At 36.2% G+C, this 26,504-nt stretch carries 44 protein-coding genes; 6 read left to right on the forward strand and 38 right to left on the reverse strand.

Annotated elements, in window-relative coordinates:
• The 23 genes from J7I90_RS20400 to J7I90_RS20505 all read right to left on the reverse strand — a co-directional run.
• Positions 1 to 314, reverse strand: a 314-nt coding sequence (locus tag J7I90_RS20400; protein ID WP_214773502.1) for an HNH endonuclease, incomplete at its 3' end; no start/stop codon positions are given.
• The gene (locus tag J7I90_RS20405) at positions 307 to 1,017 is read right to left on the reverse strand and encodes a lysozyme family protein (RefSeq protein WP_214773503.1); all 711 of its coding nucleotides are present in this window, start codon (positions 1,015 to 1,017) and stop codon (positions 307 to 309) included. The genes J7I90_RS20400 and J7I90_RS20405, both read right to left, overlap by 8 nt.
• 911 nt (positions 1,018 to 1,928) lie before the next feature.
• Positions 1,929 to 2,471, reverse strand: coding sequence for a tyrosine-type recombinase/integrase (locus J7I90_RS20410; protein WP_214773504.1), 543 nt, complete (start codon positions 2,469 to 2,471; stop codon positions 1,929 to 1,931).
• Positions 2,443 to 2,919, reverse strand: a complete 477-nt coding sequence (locus tag J7I90_RS20415; RefSeq protein ID WP_214773505.1) for an ArpU family phage packaging/lysis transcriptional regulator — start codon at positions 2,917 to 2,919, stop codon at positions 2,443 to 2,445. The genes J7I90_RS20410 and J7I90_RS20415 overlap by 29 nt, the downstream gene beginning before the upstream one ends.
• An 18-nt stretch (positions 2,920 to 2,937) precedes the next feature.
• Positions 2,938 to 3,099: a hypothetical protein gene (locus J7I90_RS20420; protein WP_214773506.1), complete on the reverse strand. Its 162-nt coding sequence runs from the start codon at positions 3,097 to 3,099 to the stop codon at positions 2,938 to 2,940.
• Positions 3,100 to 3,224: 125 nt separating this feature from the next.
• On the reverse strand, positions 3,225 to 3,401 hold the full coding sequence (locus J7I90_RS20425; protein WP_214773507.1) for a hypothetical protein: 177 nt from the start codon (positions 3,399 to 3,401) through the stop codon (positions 3,225 to 3,227).
• A gap of 150 nt (positions 3,402 to 3,551) precedes the next feature.
• Positions 3,552 to 3,704, reverse strand: a complete 153-nt coding sequence (locus J7I90_RS20430) for a hypothetical protein (protein WP_214773508.1) — start codon at positions 3,702 to 3,704, stop codon at positions 3,552 to 3,554.
• A 91-nt stretch (positions 3,705 to 3,795) separates the two neighbouring features.
• Positions 3,796 to 3,954 (reverse strand): hypothetical protein, encoded by a 159-nt coding sequence (locus J7I90_RS20435; RefSeq protein WP_214773509.1) that lies wholly within the window; start codon positions 3,952 to 3,954, stop codon positions 3,796 to 3,798.
• 44 nt (positions 3,955 to 3,998) lie between these two features.
• Complete coding sequence (locus tag J7I90_RS20440; protein ID WP_214773510.1) at positions 3,999 to 4,265, reverse strand: nitrogen fixation protein NifZ; 267 nt, start codon at positions 4,263 to 4,265, stop codon at positions 3,999 to 4,001.
• A gap of 51 nt (positions 4,266 to 4,316) precedes the next feature.
• Positions 4,317 to 4,463, reverse strand: coding sequence for a hypothetical protein (locus tag J7I90_RS20445; protein ID WP_214773511.1), 147 nt, complete (start codon positions 4,461 to 4,463; stop codon positions 4,317 to 4,319).
• A 160-nt stretch (positions 4,464 to 4,623) separates the two neighbouring features.
• On the reverse strand, positions 4,624 to 5,382 hold the full coding sequence (locus tag J7I90_RS20450; RefSeq protein WP_214773512.1) for a DNA-methyltransferase: 759 nt from the start codon (positions 5,380 to 5,382) through the stop codon (positions 4,624 to 4,626).
• A 32-nt stretch (positions 5,383 to 5,414) separates the two neighbouring features.
• Entirely contained in the window at positions 5,415 to 5,540 is a 126-nt protein-coding gene (locus J7I90_RS27845; protein ID WP_285289455.1) for a hypothetical protein, read from the reverse strand.
• A 22-nt stretch (positions 5,541 to 5,562) separates the two neighbouring features.
• Positions 5,563 to 5,832 carry a hypothetical protein gene (locus J7I90_RS20455; protein WP_214773513.1) on the reverse strand — a complete coding sequence of 90 codons (270 nt, stop codon included), beginning with the start codon at positions 5,830 to 5,832 and terminating at the stop codon, positions 5,563 to 5,565.
• 13 nt (positions 5,833 to 5,845) lie between these two features.
• Positions 5,846 to 6,058 (reverse strand): hypothetical protein, encoded by a 213-nt coding sequence (locus tag J7I90_RS20460; RefSeq protein ID WP_214773514.1) that lies wholly within the window; start codon positions 6,056 to 6,058, stop codon positions 5,846 to 5,848.
• Complete coding sequence (locus J7I90_RS20465) at positions 6,055 to 6,432, reverse strand: hypothetical protein (protein WP_214773515.1); 378 nt, start codon at positions 6,430 to 6,432, stop codon at positions 6,055 to 6,057. Before J7I90_RS20465 ends, J7I90_RS20460 begins: the two co-directional genes overlap by 4 nt.
• Before the next feature lie 230 nt (positions 6,433 to 6,662).
• Entirely contained in the window at positions 6,663 to 6,980 is a 318-nt protein-coding gene (locus J7I90_RS20470; protein WP_214773516.1) for a hypothetical protein, read from the reverse strand.
• The gene (locus tag J7I90_RS20475) at positions 6,977 to 7,162 is read right to left on the reverse strand and encodes a DUF3954 domain-containing protein (protein WP_214773517.1); all 186 of its coding nucleotides are present in this window, start codon (positions 7,160 to 7,162) and stop codon (positions 6,977 to 6,979) included. The genes J7I90_RS20470 and J7I90_RS20475 overlap by 4 nt, the downstream gene beginning before the upstream one ends.
• A gap of 146 nt (positions 7,163 to 7,308) precedes the next feature.
• Complete coding sequence (locus tag J7I90_RS20480) at positions 7,309 to 7,818, reverse strand: dUTP diphosphatase (RefSeq protein WP_214773518.1); 510 nt, start codon at positions 7,816 to 7,818, stop codon at positions 7,309 to 7,311.
• Between the two features lie 122 nt (positions 7,819 to 7,940).
• Positions 7,941 to 8,501: a hypothetical protein gene (locus tag J7I90_RS20485; protein WP_214773519.1), complete on the reverse strand. Its 561-nt coding sequence runs from the start codon at positions 8,499 to 8,501 to the stop codon at positions 7,941 to 7,943.
• Complete coding sequence (locus tag J7I90_RS20490; RefSeq protein WP_214773520.1) at positions 8,468 to 8,623, reverse strand: DUF6906 family protein; 156 nt, start codon at positions 8,621 to 8,623, stop codon at positions 8,468 to 8,470. The genes J7I90_RS20485 and J7I90_RS20490 overlap by 34 nt, the downstream gene beginning before the upstream one ends.
• Positions 8,624 to 8,626: 3 nt before the next feature.
• Positions 8,627 to 8,866 (reverse strand): hypothetical protein, encoded by a 240-nt coding sequence (locus J7I90_RS20495; protein WP_214773521.1) that lies wholly within the window; start codon positions 8,864 to 8,866, stop codon positions 8,627 to 8,629.
• Complete coding sequence (locus J7I90_RS20500) at positions 8,863 to 9,108, reverse strand: helix-turn-helix domain-containing protein (protein ID WP_214773522.1); 246 nt, start codon at positions 9,106 to 9,108, stop codon at positions 8,863 to 8,865. The genes J7I90_RS20495 and J7I90_RS20500 overlap by 4 nt, the downstream gene beginning before the upstream one ends.
• A gap of 59 nt (positions 9,109 to 9,167) precedes the next feature.
• Positions 9,168 to 9,365, reverse strand: a complete 198-nt coding sequence (locus J7I90_RS20505) for a helix-turn-helix transcriptional regulator (protein ID WP_214773523.1) — start codon at positions 9,363 to 9,365, stop codon at positions 9,168 to 9,170.
• A 420-nt stretch (positions 9,366 to 9,785) separates the two neighbouring features.
• Between J7I90_RS20505 and J7I90_RS20510 the strand changes: the two genes are divergently transcribed.
• Complete coding sequence (locus tag J7I90_RS20510; protein ID WP_214773524.1) at positions 9,786 to 10,181, forward strand: helix-turn-helix domain-containing protein; 396 nt, start codon at positions 9,786 to 9,788, stop codon at positions 10,179 to 10,181.
• 27 nt (positions 10,182 to 10,208) lie between these two features.
• On the opposite strand, the gene J7I90_RS20515 is transcribed toward J7I90_RS20510, so the two are convergent.
• The 3 genes from J7I90_RS20515 to J7I90_RS20525 form a co-directional block, all read right to left on the reverse strand.
• Positions 10,209 to 10,400, reverse strand: a complete 192-nt coding sequence (locus J7I90_RS20515; protein WP_214773525.1) for a hypothetical protein — start codon at positions 10,398 to 10,400, stop codon at positions 10,209 to 10,211.
• Positions 10,401 to 10,511: 111 nt separating this feature from the next.
• A complete protein-coding gene (locus J7I90_RS20520) occupies positions 10,512 to 10,661 on the reverse strand; it encodes a hypothetical protein (RefSeq protein WP_214773526.1) in 150 nt (49 codons plus the stop codon).
• A 211-nt stretch (positions 10,662 to 10,872) separates the two neighbouring features.
• Positions 10,873 to 11,976 carry an AimR family lysis-lysogeny pheromone receptor gene (locus tag J7I90_RS20525; protein WP_214773527.1) on the reverse strand — a complete coding sequence of 368 codons (1,104 nt, stop codon included), beginning with the start codon at positions 11,974 to 11,976 and terminating at the stop codon, positions 10,873 to 10,875.
• A 173-nt stretch (positions 11,977 to 12,149) separates the two neighbouring features.
• On the opposite strand from J7I90_RS20525, the gene J7I90_RS20530 reads away from it, so the two are divergent.
• On the forward strand, positions 12,150 to 12,389 hold the full coding sequence (locus J7I90_RS20530) for a helix-turn-helix domain-containing protein (protein WP_214773528.1): 240 nt from the start codon (positions 12,150 to 12,152) through the stop codon (positions 12,387 to 12,389).
• Between the two features lie 316 nt (positions 12,390 to 12,705).
• Complete coding sequence (locus J7I90_RS20535; RefSeq protein WP_214773529.1) at positions 12,706 to 13,923, forward strand: hypothetical protein; 1,218 nt, start codon at positions 12,706 to 12,708, stop codon at positions 13,921 to 13,923.
• A 546-nt stretch (positions 13,924 to 14,469) separates the two neighbouring features.
• On the opposite strand, the gene J7I90_RS20540 is transcribed toward J7I90_RS20535, so the two are convergent.
• The 4 genes from J7I90_RS20540 to J7I90_RS27975 are packed head-to-tail and all read right to left on the reverse strand — an operon-like array spanning position 14,470 to position 17,128.
• Complete coding sequence (locus J7I90_RS20540) at positions 14,470 to 14,823, reverse strand: hypothetical protein (RefSeq protein WP_214773530.1); 354 nt, start codon at positions 14,821 to 14,823, stop codon at positions 14,470 to 14,472.
• 13 nt (positions 14,824 to 14,836) lie between these two features.
• Entirely contained in the window at positions 14,837 to 15,250 is a 414-nt protein-coding gene (locus J7I90_RS20545) for a hypothetical protein (protein WP_214773531.1), read from the reverse strand.
• Positions 15,251 to 15,261: 11 nt separating this feature from the next.
• Positions 15,262 to 15,762, reverse strand: coding sequence for a replication-relaxation family protein (locus J7I90_RS20550; RefSeq protein ID WP_251025394.1), 501 nt, complete (start codon positions 15,760 to 15,762; stop codon positions 15,262 to 15,264).
• A 19-nt stretch (positions 15,763 to 15,781) separates the two neighbouring features.
• On the reverse strand, positions 15,782 to 17,128 hold the full coding sequence (locus tag J7I90_RS27975; protein WP_214773533.1) for an FtsK/SpoIIIE domain-containing protein: 1,347 nt from the start codon (positions 17,126 to 17,128) through the stop codon (positions 15,782 to 15,784).
• 303 nt (positions 17,129 to 17,431) lie between these two features.
• Between J7I90_RS27975 and J7I90_RS20560 the strand changes: the two genes are divergently transcribed.
• Positions 17,432 to 17,662 (forward strand): helix-turn-helix domain-containing protein, encoded by a 231-nt coding sequence (locus J7I90_RS20560; RefSeq protein WP_214773534.1) that lies wholly within the window; start codon positions 17,432 to 17,434, stop codon positions 17,660 to 17,662.
• Between the two features lie 8 nt (positions 17,663 to 17,670).
• Here the strand turns inward: J7I90_RS20560 and J7I90_RS20565 are convergent, their stop codons facing one another.
• Positions 17,671 to 18,186, reverse strand: a complete 516-nt coding sequence (locus tag J7I90_RS20565) for a hypothetical protein (RefSeq protein WP_214773535.1) — start codon at positions 18,184 to 18,186, stop codon at positions 17,671 to 17,673.
• 155 nt (positions 18,187 to 18,341) lie between these two features.
• Positions 18,342 to 18,578, reverse strand: a complete 237-nt coding sequence (locus J7I90_RS20570; RefSeq protein WP_214773536.1) for a LexA family protein — start codon at positions 18,576 to 18,578, stop codon at positions 18,342 to 18,344.
• Positions 18,579 to 18,715: 137 nt separating this feature from the next.
• Here J7I90_RS20570 and J7I90_RS20575 point away from each other — a divergent pair, with 137 nt between their 5' ends.
• A complete protein-coding gene (locus J7I90_RS20575; RefSeq protein WP_214773537.1) occupies positions 18,716 to 18,889 on the forward strand; it encodes a hypothetical protein in 174 nt (57 codons plus the stop codon).
• Between the two features lie 11 nt (positions 18,890 to 18,900).
• Positions 18,901 to 19,152 (forward strand): hypothetical protein, encoded by a 252-nt coding sequence (locus tag J7I90_RS20580; RefSeq protein ID WP_214773538.1) that lies wholly within the window; start codon positions 18,901 to 18,903, stop codon positions 19,150 to 19,152.
• 16 nt (positions 19,153 to 19,168) lie between these two features.
• Here J7I90_RS20580 and J7I90_RS20585 read toward each other — a convergent pair whose 3' ends face one another.
• From J7I90_RS20585 to J7I90_RS20610, 6 genes are all read right to left on the reverse strand, one after another.
• Positions 19,169 to 19,852 (reverse strand): N-acetylmuramoyl-L-alanine amidase, encoded by a 684-nt coding sequence (locus J7I90_RS20585; protein ID WP_214773539.1) that lies wholly within the window; start codon positions 19,850 to 19,852, stop codon positions 19,169 to 19,171.
• 48 nt (positions 19,853 to 19,900) lie between these two features.
• The gene (locus tag J7I90_RS20590) at positions 19,901 to 20,146 is read right to left on the reverse strand and encodes a phage holin (RefSeq protein WP_214773540.1); all 246 of its coding nucleotides are present in this window, start codon (positions 20,144 to 20,146) and stop codon (positions 19,901 to 19,903) included.
• Between the two features lie 12 nt (positions 20,147 to 20,158).
• Positions 20,159 to 20,410, reverse strand: coding sequence for a hemolysin XhlA family protein (locus tag J7I90_RS20595; RefSeq protein WP_214773316.1), 252 nt, complete (start codon positions 20,408 to 20,410; stop codon positions 20,159 to 20,161).
• 183 nt (positions 20,411 to 20,593) lie between these two features.
• Complete coding sequence (locus J7I90_RS20600; protein WP_214773541.1) at positions 20,594 to 21,412, reverse strand: SGNH/GDSL hydrolase family protein; 819 nt, start codon at positions 21,410 to 21,412, stop codon at positions 20,594 to 20,596.
• 85 nt (positions 21,413 to 21,497) lie between these two features.
• On the reverse strand, positions 21,498 to 23,804 hold the full coding sequence (locus J7I90_RS20605; protein ID WP_214773542.1) for an SGNH/GDSL hydrolase family protein: 2,307 nt from the start codon (positions 23,802 to 23,804) through the stop codon (positions 21,498 to 21,500).
• Between the two features lie 51 nt (positions 23,805 to 23,855).
• Positions 23,856 to 26,495 (reverse strand): peptidase G2 autoproteolytic cleavage domain-containing protein, encoded by a 2,640-nt coding sequence (locus J7I90_RS20610; protein WP_214773543.1) that lies wholly within the window; start codon positions 26,493 to 26,495, stop codon positions 23,856 to 23,858.
• Between the last annotated feature and the right edge of the window lie 9 nt (positions 26,496 to 26,504).

Consider the following 26,504-nt stretch of genomic DNA (forward strand, 5'->3'; position numbering starts at 1 on the left):
TCCCATTTCTTTTTCTTTGTCGCACCAAACACTCGATCATGCATCTTGTTATGACATTGAAGACATAAGGTTTCAAGGTTATCTAATACTAATGCTAACTTTGGATAGTGTTCTATCTCATACTTATGATGAACGTTGAGCTCTACACTCTTACGTTCACCTTGTACCTTGATTGAGTCCACATGTACCTTGCCCTCTCGCTTACACTGTTGGCACTCATAATTGTCCCTCTCCAATGCCTGCTGCCTTAGCTTGTTCCAGTCACTGGTACGATAGAACTTCTTCTTCTGTGCTTCTGTCTTGTATTCAGACATGGCTACCGAACGGATCATTATGTTGTATGGTTTTAGTATTAATACCAGTATCATGATGTTCAATGAGAATATACGTTGGATACACGCCTAGATCATTGTCAGTCTTCCAGTCAAGCATCAGCCTCATTTTATGCGTTACCTCTTCACCTTTGTAATGAACAGTTGGCACGCTATTGATATCATCTAAGACAATGGACAGCAATGGCTTCTTTGGTACATCTGAACCTCTCTTACATTCAGGACATATAAAACGATCTAAAAAGTCTTTTGTTCCTTTTACTTTATAACCACAACCCTTGCAATAGGCTGTTATTTCTTCCTTGGTCTTATCCGGTCTAAGCAATCCCTGATAGTGGATCTTTTTGAACGTATCTACATACAATCCACTGCACTTTGGACAAGAAATTACTTCAACAAAATATCCCTCAACTCTATCCTCATGTCCACAATCTAAACAAACATGACGTTTACCCATTCTTACTTCATCTCCCTTTCCCCATGGATTATGAATCATACTCATACTGTGATGCTCACCTATCGATACTAACCCACCTTTTGAATAACCAATATGGTTAGCACCTTTAAAGGTATCCTTCATACTTGGAGCTCCGAAGATATCATTGTTGTCATAACGTTTCATAAGATAATTTATAGCTGCTTTGCAAATGTGAATTGGATTGTATGGGTTGAATCTAATATCCATCCTTACTCACCCTTTCTCCATAAAAAAATGCCGGTTATCGCATTACGAATTCCGGCTGTCTCCTTCTACAACTAGGTAGATGAGCAAAATAAAAAGCACCCAATGAATGGATGCCTTGTCTTGTACCATACCGAGCATGTCCTCGAAATGGTCTATTACCAATGTATATTCACTCTAAACTAGGCACAAGGATTTTACTTGAACGTTTACTTGTTAGCGATCATGTAATCTACATGCCTAGTTTACAAAGAATATAAAAAGACGCTGGTTCATCATGAACTAGCGTCTCTCTTCCCTATTCTGCTTCCTTTCACTTACCACTCCCGAAAGGAACGGGTTACCTTTAAGTAAGTGAGCATTTCGAGAATAAACACGGGTAAGGATTTGCACCTTACATGGTCGGGTCCGCCTTTATTGTAGCCCGATTAGTAGAGCGTCTACCTATTCCGCCACCGCGTGATCGTACTCCAATAACAAAAAGAAGGTCACTCGGACATGCCTCCAAGCAACCATGAATAATAAAACAAAAGGGTGATAAAGTCGTGACAGTAAGAAACTACCACGCTTTATTTAGAAGTCTTCTTCAAAACTTCCATACTATTACTTTAACACATCCAAAATGAATAAGTGTCCGTTTATCGTTCGCAAATCGTTCGGCAATCGTTCGCGAAAAGTTCGCACTAAATTTGATCCATTAATTTGCCCTCTTTCATTTGCTTTTTCGATGCAAAATGAGGTTAAAATACCCCTTTGAATTCGTTATAAACCATATTGTGTATAATTCACACGCACCCACCTATTCTTACAGCCCCAAGGGATTTCCTTGTCTCTAAAAATGAATTGAACAACCGCCAGGTTGAAGCGAATTAAAAATAGCCAAAAAGAGAAAGAATCACACAAAAAAGAGGAAATCACCAATCGATTTTCCCCTGCATTTTATTGAGTTCATCTTGTTTTATTCCTATGTAAATCAAGGTTTCCCGTTGGTCCGTATGATTCAAGATCTGTTGAAGGGCTACGACATCATTGAATTTCTTATAATGATTGTACCCATATGTTTTTCGAAGAGAATGGGTCCCGATTCGTTCCAGTCCGAATTCTTCCGCCAACTGACTTAAAATCACATAGGCCATTCCCCTTGTGATGGGTTTATTCTTACCGTTTCGGCTTTTTATTAAATACTCAGTCGGCGGTTTACCTTTTGTATAGCTTCGAATGGCCTGTTTCAATTCTTTCGACATCTTCACTTCCTTATGTTTAGCCGTTTTCTTTTCCTTCAACACAATGTTCCATCCCCCCACATGCTTAACCTGCAAACGAAGAATATCCGATATGCGCAAGCCTGTATGAATGCCCAGTAAAAACAGGATATAGTTTCGTTCATTATTCTTTTTTAGGAAGTCCTTCATTTCCTGTAGCAGGACCTTATCGCGAATGGGCTGTACCACGTTCATCCGTTACGCCTCCTTTTTTATAGACTTCCACTTTCAAGGCGAAGGCCAGGCGCAACATGGCTTGACCTTTAATCGCATAATACTTGGTTTTTCCTAGGCCTAATTCTGTCCAAATCTCCGAATCGTAACCATGTTGATCATGGAGAAGATACTTTTTTACCATGATTTGTTTCTCGGAGTCTTTTAAACTATTCACAGCATCATGCATTTTGGTTAAACAGGCATCTCGGTTTTCTTCAAATTCAATCCGTTCAAGCGCTGCATCTTCCGTACTGGAATGAAAAGCATTCGTATTAGAAGGAGGCACCAATGAAAAAGATGGTGTCACTTTCGGCATTAAGAAAACAGGCAGGGTAATTAAATAATCCCGATATTCCGCAATCGCCTTTTCGACTTCTTTCTTGGTCCTTTTTTCATCGACAATGGGCATATCACTTCTTCTTTTCATGTGTCCTGGCACCTCCTTTTACTTCTTAGGGAATTGACGTTCTAATTCATCATAGGCATATTGAAGATATCGGCTTGTTTCAATCGGGCTGATGGCACCTGTCCGTTTGTCCTTCCGGTATGGATTCACGGTCCATTTGATGACATGCTTCATTTTTCTTGTCGTTTTTGGCTTTTTCATTCGCTTTACCTTCTCTCTTTTTCTATTAAAAAAAGGACATCCAGTAAAAACAGGAAATCAAGTTTCCTATCTTTATTGAATGTCCTCCAGTTTTTCCGGCCAGACGATTTATGTAATTGTGCATTTTATTCTACTCGGATCTCTTCCACAACAATGGCTGCTTTTAAAGGGTATACAGGCAATAAAGGATTGTTTGATTTGAATCGGAATGATACGGCTTTATATCCCTCTTTTTTTAAGTAATCGGCAATGGCTTCTTCCACTTCTTTGCTATCTAATTGAATTTCTTTGATTAATTCCATAATCTTATAGCCTCCTCAGGCAAATTTAATGGGTAGTCCTACGTAAAAACAAAACTAATTTCGTCTGAGAGCTCCTCAGCAACGCGCGTTTTCCCCTCGAATGTCACGTTAACCTTCTTTTGATACATTCGGAATGCTAGTATATCAAGCTTATTTAAAACCCAAATTACCTAGTTCATTAACGCCTATCGTCCAAATATCATCACCATTATAAATAGAAACCTCGTTAGATTTTCTATCAATATATAAGGAATATTTTTCTGTAGTCATAATTAGCTCTAGATTTTTCAAATATTGTTCCATTTTCATTCCCCTTTTCAAATTATTGTGAATATCACATAACATTTGTTTAGTTACATTCCGATTGTTATTCCCTCGCATTTTAATCGAACAACTAGTTAATGCTGTATTCCTGCTTTAATTCTTCAACTTTATCAGTAACTTTTTTAAGTAGACGCTTTTCTTCTTCTATTTCTTTTGACGTAGCATCCGGTCTTTCAAGGTATTTCTGTAAGGCATGCTTAATGATTTGCAGTCTTTTATACTCGGTCATTAATTCACTCACCCTCATGTCACTGTTTGTTGGTTTTGATACATTCATATTGTTGGTACATCAAGGTTTAAATACAACTCAATTTCATCTTCATACAGACCAACTTCAATTTCTGTAGGACCTGAAACAAACTGAATATCATAAGAAACTTTAAAGTTATCAGTACTGCTCGAACCCATTGATTGAATTGTGCCTTTTGTACCTTTTGGGACTGTTACAGCCCCTACTAATTCGCCGTTTTCATCATGTCTAAACACTTCAAAATCTCTTTTCGCTTCAACATTTTCAACATTTTCATATTTATAATCCATTGAAATTCCCCTCTCTTATCACGTTTCGAATGTATCAAACCACTTACTTGGTTACATTCCAGATTTCAATTGCTTTTTCAAATTTTCATTTTCTTTCTTTAGCTGATCATTTTCCTTTCTAATCCTCCGTATCTCCCTAAACTGAATGCCGACATCTCGCAAAAGTAATTCTTCCCTCGAAGTTTCGTTTGCTAACATCATTAACCACTCCTTTTTAGTGTCACTAATTTATACGATTTTCTCCTTTAAATTTACAGTGAGATAACATATAATTGAGGTGGGAAGTTAAACGAATTACACCTTACGGGAAAGCAATGGCGTGGGAACCATTGCTTTTTTTGTTCCCTGTTTATTCGTACTATGCAGTAACTGATAAGACTCTTTCCTCTGCTATTTGGCAGTAATGAGCGTCTTTTTCAATTCCAATACTGTTTCTGTTTTCTTGAATAGCACTAACGATTGTTGTACCACTTCCCAAGAATGGATCCATTACAAGATCGCCAACATCAGTCATGCTTTTTATACACCTGGATACTAATTCAATCGGGAACTGACAAGGATGATCCGTCTTTTCGGGGTGATTGCTTTTAACGTTTGATATTTCCCAAACATCACTTGGATTTTTCCCTAATGGATTCCCAGACAACTGACCTTTCTTGTCTCCTTTATATGCTTTTTTGTTCGGGTATTTCTGCGGAACCCTCACCGGATCCAAGTTGAATTTATATTCATCCGTTTTGGTAAACCATAATAGTGTTTCGTGCCGACCACTAAACCGTTTCTTAGCATGTAAGCCATGCCCAAAATGCCAAATGATACGGTTTCTAGGGATAAAACCCTCATCTAAGAATAAATCGAATAGCAGACAATCCAATGGGTAAACCTTTCCCTTTTCAACGTAATTGCCTATCTGGAAAACAACACTTCCTGTATCTTTAATAAGTCGATAAAACTCTTTAACATATTGCTTAATCCACGCTTTATAATCCTGTATATCCATCACCTTTTCATATTCCTTGCCAATGTTGTAAGGTGGCGATGTGATGATTAAATCAATGGATCCATTATCAATATCTTTCATCAATTCCAAAGAATCACCATTAATGATTTGATTCATTTTTCTCCTTCTCCCTATGTCACAGTTTGTGTCTACCGTTCTTTTAAACCTTTTGCATCCTTAAATCCTTTTTCATAAGCACCTACAGAAAATATGGACATAAAGAACATTCCTATCCAAACCCCAATTATTAAAGCCACCACAATGTAAATGAACATTTGCCCACTCCTTATCTTCTCATCAGTAAGAAATTTCGCTTATTTTGTCCATGTCCCAAATGATCATTTGTTTCAAGTTATTGCCGTACTCATTTTTTAGCTTTTTAGCCAACAAGCAGCACTCATAGAATGTTGCTGGTCGAGTAGAAGGTTTTTCTATAATCTGTTGTTTTTCTCCTGGTAACTGAACATAACATTTAGCGAGGGCCGTGAACCTTCTGTCGTTATTGGGTTTCCAGGCCCTTTGATTTCTGTAACCATCTGTATTGGTGTATTCAAGAACAGCTGTCATTGTATCCACTCCTTTATTTTTCTTGGATTTTTTCATTTCCAAAATTCTTTAGAAAGTAATCAATAACATGCTGCTTTCGCTTTGGACCTATACCAGGGATCTCATTCAAATTCTCTTCCAGAAATTCAAAGAAGAATAAAAAGGTTTGCTCCTGAGCAATTTTCATCCCCACTTTGATTCCGTCTTCTCTGGCTTTTTGGATAACTGGATTCTTGGATTTTTTCATACAGCATCTACTATGTTCACTTTATTTGGGATTCGTCCGGCTTTTCGTAAATTTCTAACCTTACTTTTGACTTGCTGATATGTTTTCCCAAGATGTTCCGCAATTTCATTGTTTATTCTGTAATACACTCCATTTGCATAATACTTAATGACAAACTCTTCATCTTCTTTTGTCCATGATGTTGTTTTTTCTTCATCTAATGTATGGATCATTTCATAAAGTAATTTTCGAGCATCATTCCAACAAATGATAAATCCGTCATTATAGGATGTAATACTGACCCCTTTTGTACAGTGCGTTTTACAAACGCAAATTTTTGCTCGTTGCTGTTTAGGTAAACTTTTCAAATCGATTTTATGAAGAATCGGTTTCACTGCTCTTTCCTCCTTTATGAATATTCCATACATGCATATACAAAATTAGTTTACATAATGCACATTTGCGGCAGTTCATACGATGCATAAACGTTGTTCTATCAAGGTTTGTGTGTTTCGGTTTTTTATGGCCTTTTATGCACTCGTTGAAAACCACTGGTACGCCTCATTTTTATGATTTTTTAGGGTCCAGTGGAATTTTCAAAGACTGAATAGAAAGCTGTATAAAATTAAGCTGTTTTCCTTCTTCTTTTTCCGCGTATCTTTTTCTTGTTGACTTTTTCCTTGATGGCCTTTTCAACAAAACGGTTTGTCCCTTTGATTCTTGTATATTCTCGTTTAACCTCGCCGTTCAAATAGTTGGCCTCGTTTAACGTAAAGTTTGCCAGCTGCGCTCTTTCGGAGTAGAGGCTGCTGTATCTTCGCATTTTATTTTTTAATGCCTCAAATTCCGATCTCTGTTTTTTTCGTTCAATGGATAGCAAGCCCAATACAATCCATAAAAGAATGAGTGTCACGAAGAACAACCCTGCAATAAATGACGTCATTTAACATTCCTCTTTTCAATTGGAGTGGTGAATTGAGTGGTAGCGTGAACCGCGTTATTGTTTTGCCACATGATCTTGGTTTCCCCGAACCCGCCATCTGGAGGATTCATGGGAGTCAGTTTTTGATTGCTTACAATATAAATCTTGTTTTCTTCTAAACTAATTTTTGTTTCATTAGCCATTTGATCCAACCCCTGTTATCATTCATTTTTCCATCTAAAAAGATCATGAGCCTTTTCGCATCGCTTTGTACAAAATAGGTAACGTTCTTCTTCTTTAATCACGAATAGCTTCCCGCAGCATGAACACTCGCTCTTTTTTCCTTTCATCAGTAATTCGCATCCTGACGATCATGGTTAATCTTGTTTTTCTTGTGATATGCTTCAACTACCTCATCCCATTCAAAACCAATGAGTTGTCCTAAACCTATGTAAGCAGCCATTAGGATTTCTACCCATCTCTTTTGATGTGATGGACCCCGTGTACTAATTTTGTTTGGAATGGTATTTAGATAGAGAACCTGTTCCAAAAAGCTTTCCTTTGTATACACACTGACTTCTGCATTCAGGATACGAATATCCTCAATTCCCAGGTCTACAGCTAGACCTAAAATAAAATGAATCCCATCTACATATTCAACAAGGGCCTTTTGTTTGTCGTTCTTTTTGTTAGCCCAAAACTTGAAGGTTTCTGGTAATTCGTTCACCATTTCCCCTAATTCCGTTGTGAAGGCCGCCAGCTTTTTCAACGTGCGATCCTCATTGTCCAATTTCTTGGTTTGGATAATGTTAAGGTCTAACTTGCGTTGCTCTTCGAGTAGCTCTTTAAATGCGTACACTTACGACAACCTCCTTTTCATTTCTGCCCTGGCGCTTATTTTGTAATAATCCGAACACACTTCATGTTTCATAATGGTGAGTAGCTGCTCGAGGCTCGCCTTACTCCAATTTAACTTAAACATCATACACATACTCCTTCTCTCCCTGAAGGTCGGGGAGCGATGTAACGAAGCCTGCACCTGTCCATAACAAGCAACATCACTTCAAATTCTGTTCTTCGTACCTGGATGGCGATGCTTTTAATGGATAAACCCTGGTTCCATAGGTTCTCGAATTTCCTTACATCTCGTTCATCCCAATAAAGTTCATCAACATACTGTTCAAAGACTAAATACTCTTCATCTAGATTCAGGAAGAACCGTTTTTTATTCCCCTGAAATCTTGGGGATAGATTTTTTAATGGTTTTGAAATTTGGATGTTTCTGCTTCGAGGAAGAAACAAATAATGGTCTAAATCCATAATGAGCAACGCCACCTCATCAAACTCCCTCTCAACGTCCTTGCTAATAAATTCTAATGAGAACCCTTCATTCCATAAGTTAAGCACTCTAAGAATGCTTTTTTTGGACCAGGAATAATTAATGTCTTCCAATGCAATATAGATCATGCTTCTTACTTTACTAGCATGTGTATTTAAAAAAGTGTCTGTCAGCATGGAATCATTCGTTTGGTCTTGCTGCATTGTCTATGTACGATGTGTAATTCCCCTGTTGGATTTTTCACGACCAACCAATCTTTCGGATTAAGTTTTTCCTCCTGGATCAGTTCCTTTTGTTTCCTTGTAAGACGTTTCCCGTTTTTCATGATTCATTTCCCCTTTCGATACTTCTCATAGAGTACGAACATTTTAGAAACTCCTTCTTCGTCCAGCAATGTATCATTGACCATCCATCTCAAGAGATTCGGCTCGGTGATTCTATAACGAAAAAGAACGTCCATAATCATACCCGCGTCATTCATAAAACCTCTAAACCCCATAATGCTTCCGGAATCTTCATCGTAATAATAAAGCTCAATATACTTCGGCCATTTCTTTTCTTGTTTCATGAAATGATTAAATTCCTTCGATCTTTTAAATGACTAAGTTTAGATTGTAATCTTGGAATATCTGGTGAAACCTTTCCGTTTTCTATTCGAACCATTAATTCTTCGGAAACACCTAACTTCTCTGCCATTACAGCAATGGAAAGTCCTTTTTCTATTCGAATTTGTTTGACATCATGACCAAAAGCCATTCTTTTTTCTTCCTCTGCCTTGCTTTGTTTAGGTCTCCAGGAATCTAGTCCCATAAAACTTCCTCCTTTCACAAATAACGCACTATGCGTTATTTAAAAGTAAAAAAAATAGACTAATACCAGTCCTTCACATCAATTTCCAAAACTCTACTTAACTCTAATGCAGTTTTTAGTCGAGGATTTCTGTCCCCTCTTTCTATTTGATTATAGAAAGTTCGAGAAACGCCAATTGCTTTAGCCACTTCATATTGCCGTAACTTTTTTATAAGTCTTGCTTCTTTCATTTTTTCACGATTGTTTTCAATATTCATAAATGCTGATCCCACACCTTCCCTTAGTTGCCACATGCAACCATTAGGCATACTCTTATAATAAACGCTTCATGCGACTTTTTCAATACAAAATTAGTATTTTTTTGAATTTTTTTCTTTACTAATGGATAGAAGTGCTGAACATTTTTTTGTTTTCTCCCTAAAAATGTTGCATAGAGCAACTTTATCGAAGATAATATAGTATATATATAGTGCAATGCAGTGCCATGCAGTGTAAGGCACTTCATCATTATCCTGTTAAACAAAAGTATTAAGACATATATATTCCACTAACTTAAAACATTAATCCATTGCGTGAGCTATACCATAAATGTTATTGATGAGGCGCATCGTACATTATATAGTCACTGCTTTAAATATAATTAATCTGTCAGATTAAAATGGAAAAGGGGAATCGGAATGATTAATGAAAAAGAAACTAACTACCGTCACACTGAGGAATTCAGAAAACGGTTCGGGGAAAGATTAAGAGACCTACGGACCAAACGTGGTCATTCCATAGAACAAGCTCATAAAGCGTTAAATAAACCTAGATCCACATATGCTGGATGGGAATTAGGAAAAAGGGTTCCTCTTTCAAAATCCCTTAATGATTTAGCGGAGTTTTTGGAAACGAATGTTGATTATCTTATGTTAAATACTGATAACCCTAACCAGGACTCAAAAAAGGATCTAAAAGATGTGCTTGTTGATGAAGTTGATGAAATAGTATTTGAAGGTAAATCGTTGACCCATGATCAACGATCTACAATCGCAGCTCTTATAGAAGCTTATTTAAAAAACGGTGAGAAATAAAAGGCAACCCTAAAAGGGTAGGCCTTTTTATTTTGTTGCAGCTTTTGTGATATCACTAATTAAAGACGAAGGTACTTTTCCTTCTAAATCCAAAAGAAAAGAAGAAAGGTTAAATTGGCCATTTTCTACACTAGTATGTTCTGTTTGAATACCCTCCATTTGAAAAAGTGCCTGAACTGCGCTTATTAATCTCTGTGTTGCTTCTCCTTTTTGTCCCATGATGAATCCCCCTCTTGTTCAATTAATATTTTTAAAAATTTTAATATTTTATTAATTACTCTTTAAATGAATAAAGACACCGTCCTGTTAAGGATGATGTCTTCGAACTAATTACGATCCTACTGTGCCTGGGTCCTTTTTTAGGATGGTGATGGAGCTTTGATCGGTCGTATCGCTTGACGCGCCATAAGCCCCACCTGCTCCAACAATTAAAGTAGCTACAAACAGTGAAGTAGTAATCATTTTTTTCAAATTATTCAATTTTATCTCCTCCTGTTAACGCATTATGCGTCATACCATAATTATACCAACATGTAACATATTGTCTATACATTTTTATAGTAATTAATAGTATAAAAGAAAGAAGGATACTAAAAATATGTTACCAATTAACCATGCCAATTGATATAAATATTCCTATAGTTATATTTAACTTAGTAATCCTCCGAATTTCATTGAATTTGACCATGTATTAGGGATTTTCAGCTAACCTACTATAATAAAGATCACCTTTTTTATAAAATTCTTTTAGAGCAATCTTACGATCTAACTCTTTTCCGGTTGCTAGATAGCGATAATAAAGTTGATGTGGAGATAGTGGTTTCTGTTTTTCCATCTTCATAAGAATTTCCAGGGCTTCTTCTTTCATCTCAGAACTTGGTTGTTTGGCTAAAAAATGAGCTACTTCTGATTGATCGTTAAAATAAAGGTCTTCATATCTGTTATTTGTAATTTTGATAAAGTCGTGAGTAGCCTTTAAAGAATATTCTCTATATTGGTATTTTCCAAATTCTAAAGACTCAAACAATCGAATTGCCTTTTTATTATATTCAATGCTTTTATGATAATCGGTAAAAACATACACTTCTGATAACAAGTTATACACAGAATTTAAGACTAATGGAAGGAGATCTTCATTCACTTCTTGGATAAGTTGCTCAGCGATACTTCTAGCCATTTCAGGATTATTATTTTTCAAGTTCGCAACGGCTGCTAATTCTTTCACTTTCATCTTATATGTATCTTTTAGAAATCCCTTCTTCATCCCCTCAACTCTTTCTATAATGAACTTGGAATAAATCGTATTAAGATTGTAGTTTTTAGTATCATTCAATGCATATAAATAAACGATTTGTACTAACACTTCCATGTCTTTTTGTTTCAAATTTTCAAGTTTTATGGTTTCAACCTGTTCCAATAACTCGTTTTCATCAATTTTCTTCTGATTGCGTAACATTAGCAAATTATAAATTTTCCTTGTTTCAGAATTCACTTTCGAAATGGCTAATTCAAATAATTCATATTCTGCATTTTGCAGTGACCATTCTAGACATTCTTTGATATAATCCATTTTTTTTGCATCTTCAAGATATATTTTAATCATTTCCCTTAACTCTTCTTTATTTTCATATATATTGCTTATTAGATGAAAAAATTGAATAAAGGTCATCTTACTAGTCCCTTTTAAGTAGGCTTGCAAAGATTGAGGGCTAACTCCCATTTTTGCTGCAAGCCATTGCTTCTCAATTTCTTTTCGTTTTATATCTTTGTTTAATTTAATTAGTAGTTTTTCCATACATCCCCCTCTTTTCATTCAACGTTTTGAGTTGAACTTTTATTGTTGTAATTCTACTACTTTCCCAGTATTTATGAAAGCATAATCTATAAAAATTAAAAAGATGGTTAAATATGGCTATAATGTGATATATTAAGTTAAAATTCGTTTAATTGATAAAGGGTGTATACATAATGGGAGATATTAAAGTGAAGTTAAATGAGGTGCTGGAAGAGATATCTGTAAGTCCTAATAAATTTGCTGTGGAAAGTAAAATTAGATCTAACACAATCTATGATCTTGTTAACAATAAAACGAAGATGATTACATGGAAGACGCTTGTCGCTATTATTGACACTCTTAATAGAATTGCAGAAGAAAACAATGAAACTCGTAAATTCAATTTAGAAGATATAATTGAATATATAGAATAAAAGGCTGCCCTAATGGACAGCCTTTTTACAATAAATGTGTTGCATGATGCGATTATATTCCTTATAATGCATTATAAGAAACCTTTATTTATACATATAAAAAGTTTACAATAAAAAAAGAACAAAGAAAAAGACCCTACTGCGTCAACAGTAGAGCCCCCGAACAACCTATTACCCATAGGATTAATTACTATTAGTATAAACTGTGCTAATAATTTAGGCAAGAAAAATCATGTGACAAAACATGAATTTCTTACCTTAACTCGGGGTGCTATCGGTCATATCTTTGTCGTATTTTCGGGAGAGGTGTATCTTAATGACTAATAGTAGTTCCGATTTTTTTGTGCAAAAAAATCTGACCAATTCAGCAGTAAGCAACGAAAAAAAGAAATTCAAAATCCACGGTTTTAAATTCTTCCAGTACGCTTTAAATCAAATTAGAGAAGAAGTATACAACTATTCTTCGCTTGGTCACGATAAGGGCCTTGATGCTTCAGCAATCGCTATCTATATCGGTTTACATTCCAAATGTAGCAGTGCTGGTCTCCTTGATGCAGACTTTCATGTTTCTGCTCTTTCAAAAGAATTAAATATCCCTACTGCAACTGGTGCAAATGGTATTAACCAACTGCTTGATCGTGGTCTGGTTATTGAACGAGAAACGGATAAAAAAAATCAATATGAAATAGTAGGTTATGCGGCTAATAATTTATCACGTGAAGAATCTGTTAATCCAGATAAAAAGTTAAATTATTTTACCGTTCCCTTTGATGTGCTTCAATCTACGGTACTTGCTAGCCTTGTTAGCAAGAAATCTCCACGTGGACTTATACTTATGCTTGAAATTCTAAATGATTTTCGTCAAAAATTACGAGGCGAAAAGGCGTTTGCTTCTGATTATAAAACAGTACGAAAAACCAGCACGCTAAAAGAAAAACTAGGAAAAAGTAGCTCTAAACGTGTAAGAGAAATTCTAGAAGTTCTTTCTCCTATTTTCACTTTTAAGCCTGTTGATTTAGAAGAAAGAAAACCTCGTCGTGATATTTTAACGCGTGTAAGAAAATCCGTAACTCAAATATGGGTCCGTAAGTATGAAATACATATTAAGCCAGGCTGCATCATTGAAAAGGAAGCACATAATGAAGAAACGACAAAAGCATATAAAGATGCGGATTATCGAATTAGACTATTAAAGCTCCCGATGTTTCAAAAAGACAGAATCGGAATAAGAGCTGCTTATAAAGGATCTGTAAAAGAAATTGCCCAATTCATCAAGGGTAAGAAACAAAAAACAAAATTACTTAGGGATTCAATGCAACATGCATTAGAACAGTTGGAAGACTACATGCGTAAAGGAAACACGATTAAATCTGTTGGTGCCTTTATTAATGTAAAGTTACAAGAATATGTGATTCAATTCTTAGATGATAATAACCTTTATATCGATATTGAAACGTTTTACCATCAATCAGAATCACCTATTCCTGCAATTTGGGAAAAGTACCGTAACCACAAAAAAATGATTCTTGCTTAGTCCTTTTTAAAAAAATAATTTTGCTACCCTTGTAAAAAAATGTCCATTTTTAGAGGGGTATTTTTGCTGCAGTTTTTTATAATAGTTTTTATGGCGGTGCTCTTTATAAGAGTATTCGCCTTTTTTTGTTTAAATTTCCATCCTATTAATCTACCTCTTGGTGTAAATCTAACGTTTTTCTTATATCGGTAGATGTCTACTAAATTAGATGAATAATGATAGTTGTTTACTGATTGTTATGATGAATGATAGTTGTTTACTAATCCTATATATAATACGGTTGTTGTCTTGTGGAATTTGTTAATAATAAATTTGTTGTTTACTTAAAAATCCTGTAAAGCCCTTCTCTAAGTAAGGGGCATTGTCCTTCTCAAATATCGCCTTATCTTTATTGAATTTCTTTTATCTTTATTGGATTTTTTTATCCTTTATGATTATTTACTTTTTTTGATTTTATACAATATTAAATTGTCCTTTTAAAATAATTAGGTCAGCTTTGCTTCTTTTTTAAAATCTTTAAAGAACAAACCCCACTGTATCGTTATTTTATATTGTCATTAGTTGAAAGAGTGCTTTTAGTAACATGGGTAACATGTTGATCAGAATATACGTAATGCTAGTCTTTGTTAGCCAAGAAATTGCCCTTTCTCGCATGTTTAAAATATATAATATCCCGGCGATTAACAGCAGTATGTTTGCTACGGGATATGCAATGCCTATTAGAAGGTCCAGGAATGGATGTAGAGCGTTGTAAGCTGTATCCGTACCAACATCTTTAATTGTTTGTATAGGATGTATGAGCCAATCGGAAAAGGTTATGGGAGCAATTGCTTCCCCTATTGTTCCGTTTTTCAAGAAATCACTTATACTTCCAACTGTTTGTATTTTATTGCTCCACATAAAAATCGCCTCCTTAAAATCCTGCAGTTACTTGAACAAGCATCTTCATCAACATTGGCGCGATCTGCACGATGATATATCCGATGGTTCCAGATTGCATCATTTCGACTGCTTTATCTTTACGTCCAATTAACCAGAAGATTCCGGCAGTAGTGAAGACTAAAAGTGTGATTGGATGTGACAAACCTTGGACCATATCTGTTAAGGGGTTAAAAGCTGTGATTATTGATTCGGAAACATTTTCTTTGATTCCTGTGGTTGCAGTAACAGAATCCTGGGCGAAGGATGCGTGTGGAGTTGAATTGAGGAAGATAGGAAACATTGTGCCAGCTGCTAATAAAAGTGATTTGCGCTTTATAGCTTTGGGCGTAGGATTTAAAAACTCACCAATAGTACCAACTGTTTGAATTTTGTTCGATTTAAACAAACCAATCACTCCTAATTTTTTATTTCAGATGCGATATAAATTTGCGTATCTAATCCTTCACAAAGTTTCTTAATCTGTTTTCTTCGATATTCGGTAGTCGTTACCCATGCAAATACTGGCGGTGCAGGAAATACACCTGCATCAATGATTTTCCTATACTTCTCGATTTTCTTTTTATTGGCGTTCATTTTTTGTGTATGATCCACTTCAATGATGTATCTCTTTTCACCTATGGTGAACGTTGCATCACAGACAATATTAGCTACATCCTTTACTTTTAAATTCACTTCATTCTTCCAGGTAGGAGGGAACCTATAACCGATGAATAAATCATTTCTCATGATGTAGTGTCGGGCTGTTGTTGCTTTCTTTACTATTTTCTTGCAATTTACACGTTCACGCCCTTCTTTAGATAAATAATAGATGGTTTCGCCATCTCGAAATGAATTTAAGTATTCGCCCATCGATTTGAGGAATTTTTGGGCATTTCTTTCGCCTCCTAAATTGTGCATTTTTTGAATTTGTGATCTATTAAGGAAGGTGAATTTCTTCAAGCTCAAGAGTATGTTTTCTATTCTTAGTTCCCTTTTCATGTAATGCTGCACTCTTATCATCCTTTCGTGGCCTAATAATGGTGTTTTGAGATACCACGCTATCAATGGTTTTATCATCAATTAAATATGATTGAACCTCTTGAAATCCACTTGGAACAGAATAGATACAGCGCCCTTTTAATTCAATATTTTCTGCACCGGCCCTATCCAATACGGTTAAAGATTGTGTGTCGGATTCTAATCTGAAGCACATTGTGGTATTTGAATTTGCTTTTATCTGATTTGGCATAACATCGCCAACTGGATACTGTGTCGCGTAAATCAACGTATATCCCATCGAGTGACCGATTCGAGTAATAAAGGCCATGTGTGATTGAGCTTCTAATGCTAATGCTTTATCTACTTTTCCCACTTGTTGTGAAGGTGCTAATTGGCTTGCTTCATCAACAATGACAAAATGGCGTTTGGTGATGCCTGCTTTTTTTACATTGTTAAATCTTTTTACGCGAAGTAATTCTTGCCTTTTTTCAATTTCTTCACGAATGATTCGTAATACCTCTACAGCACTTTCCAAGTCTTCTGCAAAGTTAATGGTTTGCTTGCAATCCTCATAATATTGCATTTCCAAGCCACCCTTTAAATCTATAAGACTTAATTCTGTTTCATCGGGCTTGTTTTTCAATAGGGTTGCTATTAGAAGCTTCAATAATTGGCTCTTACCGAACGTTGTAGCCCCCGCAACTACTATGTGCCCATTATCTAGCTCGTGGAATAGAACACCCTCTCTGGTCTCTCCTACAGGCATTTGCCACCCTTTGCAATCATTCCATAAAGATTCTTTAAACTTAATGAAGTTTGGAATCCCACTATCGTAAACTTTGAAATGAAGCATTCCATCATAACTCATTTCAATTGTCTTTCTAATCAGTACTTTTTGACCTATGTTTTTTTTGATGTAATTGAATGCACCTTGAATGTTCGTAGCTTTGCGAATTTCCTTAAGTTTGATTTTCTTTAAGTCTGATAGGTTGATCATGAACAGCGTTTTCTTATTGTTCAATCCATCTTCAAACTTATCAATCTTGTCATTGAAATCTTTTAGGCTTAAGCCTAATGGTATTTGGTAGACATACTCTGTGTATTTTTTTCCTTTTGGTCTGGACTTTCTAAAGATGCGAATCGATTTGCCGTCTTTTTTCAATCCAATTGCATCAGCGATAGTTTTTATCTTTTTGGCATCATCTCCACTGTGTCCATCTTTCTTTAATTTTGCAATTCCATATACAGAAGCAAATGTAATTCCTGACACTATTTCAGCAAACACCGGCACCACCCCAATCTTTTATATAGAATATATAGTCCCTGGTTAAACGACCTTATAAAACATGGTTTAACTATAGCTGTATCAACATTTCAGTGTTCGGTATACAGTTCTCCACTATGAACACTAATACGAACTGGATTAAGGAACTGACGTGCGTCATCCAAATCGAATTTTAAAGTTATGTTAGATGATATGCACCCCTGCTTGTACATGTTGCTAAATTTATGATCAAAATGTTTAAAAATGAAATTCTTGGCCAAACTGGTGATACAGACGACATAAGGGAAAAAGAGGTGAATACATATGGAGTGGTTTGGTCTTGGTAAGAATCGTTCTAAGTTGGGAAAGTGGTTAGATCGCCGTGGAGTTTCTCAATCGGAGGTTTCTAAAATAACCGGAGTTTCTCGACCCACAATCACTCGTCTTTGTTCAGACGGGAAATATGAACCTAATTTGAGTACAGCGAAGAAGATAATAAAAGGTCTGAGGAATTTGGATCCTAATGTAAAAAGCAATGATTTTTGGGATTTATAAAAAGGCACCTATAAAAGGGTGCCTTTTCTTTGTTCAACCATTTCATTTGCCTTATCTGCATGTTCTGTGAAAAATTCCTGGGTAGTTATCTCACCGTGTTTCTTAAGGTGTCTGGAGAAGTTCGAAGCACTTACCCAAGCATCACAAATTGTACAGGGCAATTCATCATTAACTTTCCATTCATTTGCTGTCCATCGACCAGTTGCCGTAGCAATTCGTTTACGATTGTCTACAGTTGTATTCGTTTTTGGTGGTAATTGTGTATGGGTCGGTTCAATTTGTTTACTTTCTGATTCAAATTGTTTCCGTTCTGTAAACGTTTGAATACGTTTTGTAAACATCTCGTCATCTTCACCTTTAATCTCTTGTTGTACAAGCAATCTTAAGGCTTCTGCTACTGAATAGCCTGTTTCTTCACAAAGATTAACAAAGGCTGTATGTTCGCTTTCTGTGAGCCTTGTTGCAATAGGTTGATTCCGTGATTCCTTCTCGGTTTTCTTTGACATCTTCTTCAAAAGTCCCACTCGTCATCACTCCTTGAATACGTTTGTTTACAAATTTGTATACATGTAAACTTTTTTGTAAACATTCTATTTCTATATCTATAACATTTTGTTTACACCATTATAACAAAAAAGGCCCAATACTACCCATGAAAGGTAATAATGGTCCTAAAGTGTTACTTACTAATAAATTTCAAACTTCTTGCTTTGTTTGGCTCCCAATCAATAAGGCCTTTATCCCGTAGTCTCTTCATGTATTGAAGGGTGGTGGATGTAGAAGGGATACTGGCTAACCTCTTTAGATCCCGAACGCTTGGAGAGTATCCATGTTTCTTTATATATTTTTTGACTTCCAGAAATACCTTATCCTCTAAATCTTGAATACGTTCCTTTTGTGATTTTTCGTAATACATGGCTGCAACCCCTTAATATGATATATAATTAACATTATATACGAACGTACATTCTATTTAAAGCTATTAATCGAACATATTTTCCTATATCATTATACTTAAAATCAGCCAATGGAATTATTGGGAGGACGTTTGCAATGGATAATTTACAAAAAATTGTGTTGGAACTAGTTAAATTAGGGGATTTATCCGTGAGAATTGAGGAAGGGAAAATAGAACTGTCTGCAATTATAAATGAGGCTGTATCAAAGGGGATACTGCCAAAAGAGGTTATTGATATTATTGGTAATATAGTCTGTAAGGAGAAGTAAGGGGTGATGATATGAGGGTCAACATTCAAGTTTACCTATATGCTCATGGTTCAAGATTTTTTAAGTCTGGTACTTTCCCTGTAAAAGTAGCTAAATATAAAAAAGATCCAGACGGAGCAGCTGCAGAATCGGCTTATGAATGGATTCAGACGATTTACAAAGAAATGGGGTATAGCGAAGATTTCCGAATTGATCAGGTTATTTATGACCGAGATCATGATATAACTGAGGTAATAAAACAAAGAAAAAGCCCTCTCAATTAAGAGAAGGCTTTTCAAATTAAAGAATTATAGTTGGATATCCTTTTTTCTTTAAATCAGCTGCAAGCTTTTCTGCATTCTTCTTATCTTTAAAAGCACCGACTTGGACGCGATAGAGCTTGCCAGTGACCGTTTGCTTTTCGGATTTTGGCTTTTCTGGTAATCCTAAGTGTTTTGCTATTCCTTTGGCATATGCTTCAGCCATGTCCTTTAAGAATGCATCCTTTTTTAGAAGTGCAGCATCTTTGCTATCGATGAAACAGGTCTCTGTCAATATCGCTGGCATTTTGGTTTCTCGTACAACAGCAAGGTTGCCTCTCTTTTTATGCTCTCCGTGAGAGCCTAGACCGTACTTTTTAGCAACGGTAAGGGCTTCTGCATTCAATACATTCTGCAAGGCAATAGTGGCCGCATTTGGCTTGTTATAGATGAATGATTCATATCCAGTACCTTTACCAGCGTTTACATGATTGCTAACGAAGACATCAGCATCAAAATTATTAGCAATATCAGCACGTTTGGATAATTCGTGAAAAATATCACTGGTACGAGTTAATTTTATTTCATGCCCAGTGTAGTTGTCCTCTAAATAATTTTGCATGTGTTTAGATATTTTTAAAGTTAAATCTTTTTCATATAATCCATTACCGACTGCACCAGGATCTTTACCGCCATGCCCAGCATCAATAACAATTTTCTTCATTTGTCATCTTCTCCTTTAGTTTAAATAAAAAGCCACCCGATGGGCAGCTTATTTTAATCCTTGTTCTTTCAAAACCTCTTCTTGTTTTTGGGCTTTCTTAGTTACTAAATATTGATTTTTATATACTCCATATAGAGCAAATCCCAGGGGAATCGCAGCTGTTAGAAAGTTAATAAATGAATTGATCGTATTTTCATTGAACCATTCAATATGAAAACCTAATGATTGAAAAAATAAAAGCAGTGCCCCAAGAGCACCGCCAATCATTGCTACATATTGTTTTGCCTTATCCATTTTATTTCCCCCTTATCCTTTCCAAACACCAAATACAATCGCTATAGTTCCACCAATAATTCCCGTGCTAACTGCAGTAATAATGGCACCAGTAATGGTCCGTTTTATCCAGGTCGTATTATCATCAATCTTATTTAGTTTTTCTGTCATATTAATGATTTGCTGATCATGTCTGTCTGTTGTTCTCTCTAGAGTTCCAACACGTTGTTCAAGATTTTTATAATCTGTTTTCAATTCAGCTAATTCTTTCTCGTAAACGTTCATGTCATGAGGCACCTCCGTATTGTTCAATGTTCATGACCCCCTTTAACATAAAATTCTCTCTATCTCTGTATGTCTAGGTTGATTTTATACATAATAAAAAGCCGCCCATTTGGACGACTTGAATTGTATTGCTTTTTAGTTTCAGTACCGCACAGTTTGTTCCTACTGCACAGTAAAACATTTTTATTTTAAAATATTGTAGGCTTTATCAAATATAATATCTGCTATTTCTTTATGTCCTTGATCGTTTGGGTGCCAGTTATCACTTTCGTTTCCAAAAAGATCCTTATAACCTTCAGGTCCATACGTTTTTGTTCTATTTTGCCAAACAGATTGTATGTTAACGACTGGAACTTCATTTTCTTTTCCAACAGTTTCAATTATATCATCATAGATCAATGATTTTTCTCCTAAGTTCCACGTTGTGACTAGCAGTATTTTTGGTTTTTTTGAATTTGATTTCAAATTATTAATCACATACTCTAATCTTTCCTTAAACTCCTCCGGTGTTGAGTAAGCATCTAAATTTTCATCAGAGTCATTAGTTCCGAATTCAATGGTTACAAAATCCGGAAATTCATTTAATACATTTGGTAATTCTGGAATACCTAAATCAACTAAGCCTTTTCCACCATCTACAGCTCCATCTGCCCTCTGAACATCGTATCCCATCTTATTCTCTATCATTTCAGAAAGGAGTGAAGTATATTTTTTGTTTTCTTTTGTTGCGTGAAGACCAAGAGCTAAACTATCTCCCATTGGTGAGTATACTAATTTTTCTCCCTTATGCTCTTCAAAAACTCTTTTCTCTTCTGCCCTTTTCTTAGCCTTAGTTTTTGCCTCTTCTAGCTCAAGTTTTTTTTCTTCTTCAGCATGAACCTTTGCATATGCTTTCAATTCAACCTGTGTTTTCTCAACTTTAGCATCATAAGAAAACTTTCCGATAAGGGTTACTAAAAGGCAAAAAGCAACAATTAATACTATATTCATTTTCTTCTTCAATTCTTTTCACTCCAAAAAGTAGTATATTTGATTAATAATACCACCTTTTTGGCGAGTATTGGTATTCTTTATGCATTTATACTTACTACCATGTACTTATAGGGGACCTTTTCCAAGTATTCTTTGCATGACAAACATATAGATAATTACTATCGGATGACCATTCCCCTGGGAAACCCGAAGCTGTTGCACTAGTTGGGACCGAAACAAATTTACTTAGATTATCCACAAACCCGTTATTAGCAGCATTCCTGAAAATAGGTTTATCTAAGGTTGTGTCATATATCATTGCTCCCGGCTGATAATCATTATAAGAGGGTATGTTTGCAGTTGAAAAAGCACCTGTTGAAACAAACCCGTTCAAAAACATTTTCTGGAACTTTGTATGATAAGCCCCGATATCCTTTTCCCCGGAACTTAAATCTGGTAATAGCAACCCTTGCGTAAAGATGGTCTTTGCCAACAATCCCATGGATTCTAAACTTGAATTACCAATTGTAAGCCCTGTACTTGCTGCGTTAGCAACAATGAAACGGTGAATTAAATAGCTAGATAAATTTATCACAGTGAATCCGTATAACCATACAGTTCCACTAGTTAGTATATTTTTTACTTGTATAGAGTTATAACCTCTAGAGGTCAATCTAAACGCGCACCCATTCAAGTCATTGATGTTAATGTATCGGTAATCCAACACTTGGCTTTGACCGTAATTATAAGTTAATGAAAAAGGAGGTCTGGATTGCCCCTCTTTATTTACTTTTCCATCAACTAAAGAAGAAACAGGGTAGGGGGTCTCAGCCCTATAATTTAATTCAATCGTACATTGTCCATCGGTTGTTCTAAATTGGGGAATAATCAATAAATCATCTTCATCTGCATAAAATCCAAAATTAATTTGAGAGTTAGCCCCAATTATAGCAACGTTTCCATCACCATAAGTTACACCAGAACCGAAAGGACTCTGATTATTACTTTCAAACGTTATACTTCCTCTCGAAGACCAATGGTTATAATTTGGATCTATGACAAGCTGACGATTATTTCGAATCTTATATGGATCAATTATTGTTGTGATGCCTGTTAATACTGATGCTGCTTTAGCCCCCATGATGTAATAACCCTTACCCTTTAAATGAACACCATCACTTTGAAAAACATCATTTGCATAGTAGCCATCAAGGAATAAGGTAGTATCAATGACAGGTATTGATAAACGTTTCCCCATTTCCTTTAAAACGGAAACGTAAGTTCCTTGATTTTTAGAGTAGCCGTTTTTTCGCGGTGGGGTAAAAATAACGACCGCGCTTCCCCAATCAATAATTCTTTTAATTAAATCATAATAATTTTGCAGATTGACTAATACATCTTGTTCAACCCACGTATCATTGGTTCCTAATTGAATGATGTGTAAATCTGCATTTGGGTTAGTTGACCAACGATTGTAAGACTTTTCTGCAGTATCTCCGTTAAACCCTCTTTTTAAAACAGTGACTTGCTTACCTGATTCATTCAAAGAAGCTTGTAAAATTTCGGGGTAAGTATATGCTCCAATTGTTGTATCTGTAGAGCCACCTATAACATAAGTAGGATCTGCTGTATAAGGTCTGCGGTCAGCACTTTCAGTATCTTGACTGTTGTCCAGGCTGTCCCCCTGACACACAATAACCACAGGTTCGTTATTATTCATTTTGCTTGAATAGGATGATAAGTTTCTCTCCTGTTTTACGCTATAGGTGTTATTTTCCGTCACCATATCCGCCAACTGTGTGGTAACTTTTCCGAATTCCGCGTCCAACCTGGAAGGTAAATCATTGTGTGTGACCCCTTCTGTATCTTTCTTTGCTGCATCCACCTGCACAGCAATATTGGCACCTGTTTCCTCAGTCAGCCGTTCAAGTTGTTCTTTTGTATTGAAAAGGACTTGCTCTGTTTCTGCTGCCTGATCCGTTACAACCCCTTTTAATGATTCAAAATCCTTCACGTAATAATCAGCTAAAGGGACAATATCTCTATCCTTCAAGGTTTTTTCAATTGTGAACTGAAACTGGCATACTGTCATGGATTGGCCATTAGAAAAATAAACATTCATTTCTCCTTTTACTACACCAGGATGATTGATCTCTTCAACGAGGATATATTCCACTTGCCCATTCACAGGATCAATTATAGTTGCATCCTTTTCGAATGCACTTCCATCTGCCATTCTGAGAAAAATTTTCGCAGTAGCTGCGGAACCTAAAGGTAAGGGCGAATTATCTTTATTTATATTAAATACAAGTTTTGCTGTACCATTGTCTTGCGTTGTGAACCTAATGGATGTTTTAGTTATGTTGGATGTGACGGCAACATTGGCTCTAATGAAAGCACTTTTAAAAATTTCGTTTACCATGGTATCCCTACCTTTCTATAGACAAAATGAAAAGGACTGGATATCCAGCCCTTACCGAATGAAACATAATGCAATTCCATAACCTTTATCCGGGTCGTATTTAGAGGTGATTTTCATGATTCTCCATCCTTGCCCGAATTCTTCGGATTTTGTAGCAATTCCCTCATGAGGTTTGATATAATTACCGGCTTCAACCGTATCGTCAATACGTACATAAACTTGACCTAAAAGCCCGACAATATTCCATTCTGGACGTTCTTCCCTTGATAAATACTCCCCGTCTACCCATTCAGGATTTTCTTTAGGCATCATTCTGACTTCTTCCGTTACCTCTCCGGTTTCATCATTGATGATTTTGACGGTTGTTTCCTCATAAATCAATCCGCCGAATTCATTAAGTATATATCGGTTTTTCCAGTGAAAGGTCATTTCCCCCAGAACCACACCAGCTGTTTCGGAAATTACACCTAGCATATGATCCCCTTCAACAGCAGCTTTGATTTTTTCATTTTCTAATGTGACAATAGTTCCTGTCTTGATTGATTTACCATCAACCGATTCGAAGTACTCCGCATAATCGGAAAAAGAAGAGGACCCTGTTATACTGCCTGCCCCTTTGATATTACCGTTCATCGAATCGAGTTCCCACTTTGCATTAGCTGTTGTTGGAATTTCGCTGGCCCCATATCCACCACGAACAGAATAGTTATTGTCATTCACAACACTATTACTGGCTAAAATAATCTTACCGTTTTCATCTTTCCCGGGTGTCCTTGAATTATTGGAACCTATAATGACGTCACGGCCGCCTTCTGTCTTAGAGCCCCCAGATGATCCAATAATAACACTTGCTTCCCCTCTTGCCTCAGAATTAGAAGAAGCTATTACGGCTGTTTTATCTCCTGTTGCCCTGCAGTCTACCGTTGAAGAAATAATTACCGAAGTCTCTGTTAAAGGTTGACCACTAGATGAAGCAATCCTTGTTCCGCCTTTGAGATTATTCGGAACAAAATCTTTATAGGTGTTACCTGCAATTACTGCGGCGTTAGCATAACCTTCTGCAAAAACACCCGTTATACTATCCTGGGAATTAACCGAAATGAGTCCCGTTTCTCCACTACCATCGTTTATCATGTTTACATTTGAAATATTCACATGATAAATGGCCCCGCCTATGCCTATTCCCTCTTTTGCTGAATTAAGAATTTGGATATTACTTATATTGATGTAATCTGTATTTTGATCCCCACCAAACAATCTAATATCGGTGCTTGCTTTCTTGAAACCTCGAATGTTTATATTATGAAGTCCGATATTTTTACTTTTATATTGAATCGCAATAACCGGATTGTTTTGATAGTCATAATTGGGGTCTCCAATCGCTGTGAATCCTGAAACCGCCACATTTTGATAAGCCGAAATAGCAAGTGCACGAGGTGTTAATCCTTCGTATAAACCATTGAAAATTGGTTCAATTGCTGTACAGTTGGTTACATTGATATCGAAAGCCGTTGTGGAAACTGGATCTGTTGCAGCATGATGACCTATATGGCGGAAATCATAAGACCGAACATCTCTATAAGAGACATGCCCAATGATGTGAACATCCTGGGATGCTGGCCAGTCGGCATGTGCCTTTACTTCCACCCCTCGGATATTTCCACTCGTAAAGTTATTGGTCAGCCATACATGTTTGGAACCGTCATCCACTTCAACCCCATTTGAATTACTGATCCCATCTTCATGAGCATTTCCACTAGGAGAAACACAAAAGTTATTACTAATAAACACATACTCACTATAATGAGTGGTGATTCCATCATCGCCATAACCATAAGCTACACAGCTATCAATCCAAATATATCGACAACCGTCTTTCGTGTAATCTGTATCGGACGCATGGTTATAGACAGGTGATGTAATATCAAATCCATGTAATCCGGCATTAATAGCTTCTACATCCTTAATCCATCCATAACTTACTTTGGCTAAGGTTAAACAGCTGGATTTCTGTCCACCGACAGCCCCCACGCCACCTTGCCTGTCTGGATTCCAATCCAATGACATGCCTTGGATGAATATATTCCTGTTTCCGTTTAGATAATCATTATTGGTGATGACCCATTCGCCTGCAGGTGTTTCTTCGTGTAATTTCAGGATCGTTAATCCTTTTCCGTCACCAATTAAATAGGTCCATGAAGGTAACTTTAACCCTCTAATAATGTAGGTGCCTGCTGGAACTAGCAATCTTACCCGGCCGTTTCCTAATGCCCTCTTAAAGGCTTCTGAGTCATCCGTAACACCGTCACCGGCAGCGCCAAAGTCTTTAACATTTACCACTCGGTCAATTCGATTCTTTAATTTATTGTATTCCTTATCTAACCGGTCTTTTAATACTGGATGGAGCTCACCTTCCGTATCAAGACGGCCATCCACAACTTCGGCTAATTCAGCCGTGTTTAAGATTAAATTATTGATACGTTTATTGGTGTTAACGATCCGGTTGTATACCGAGTCATCATCGAAAAAAATGTCTCGAGCATCATGCGCCTTTTTGGTGAGGATATGATTTCTAATCTCCCCTAATAATTGATTCAGGGCGTATTCTGTATATCTTGCGTTTTGATCCAATTCAGAAAGAAATTTTGCATTTTTCGTAGGATCATAATTTTTAATTAAATTAAAGGACATTTCTCACAC

The sequence above is a fragment of the Bacillus sp. ISL-57 genome (assembly GCF_018613135.1).
GTDB lineage: Bacteria > Bacillota > Bacilli > Bacillales > DSM-1321 > Peribacillus > Peribacillus frigoritolerans.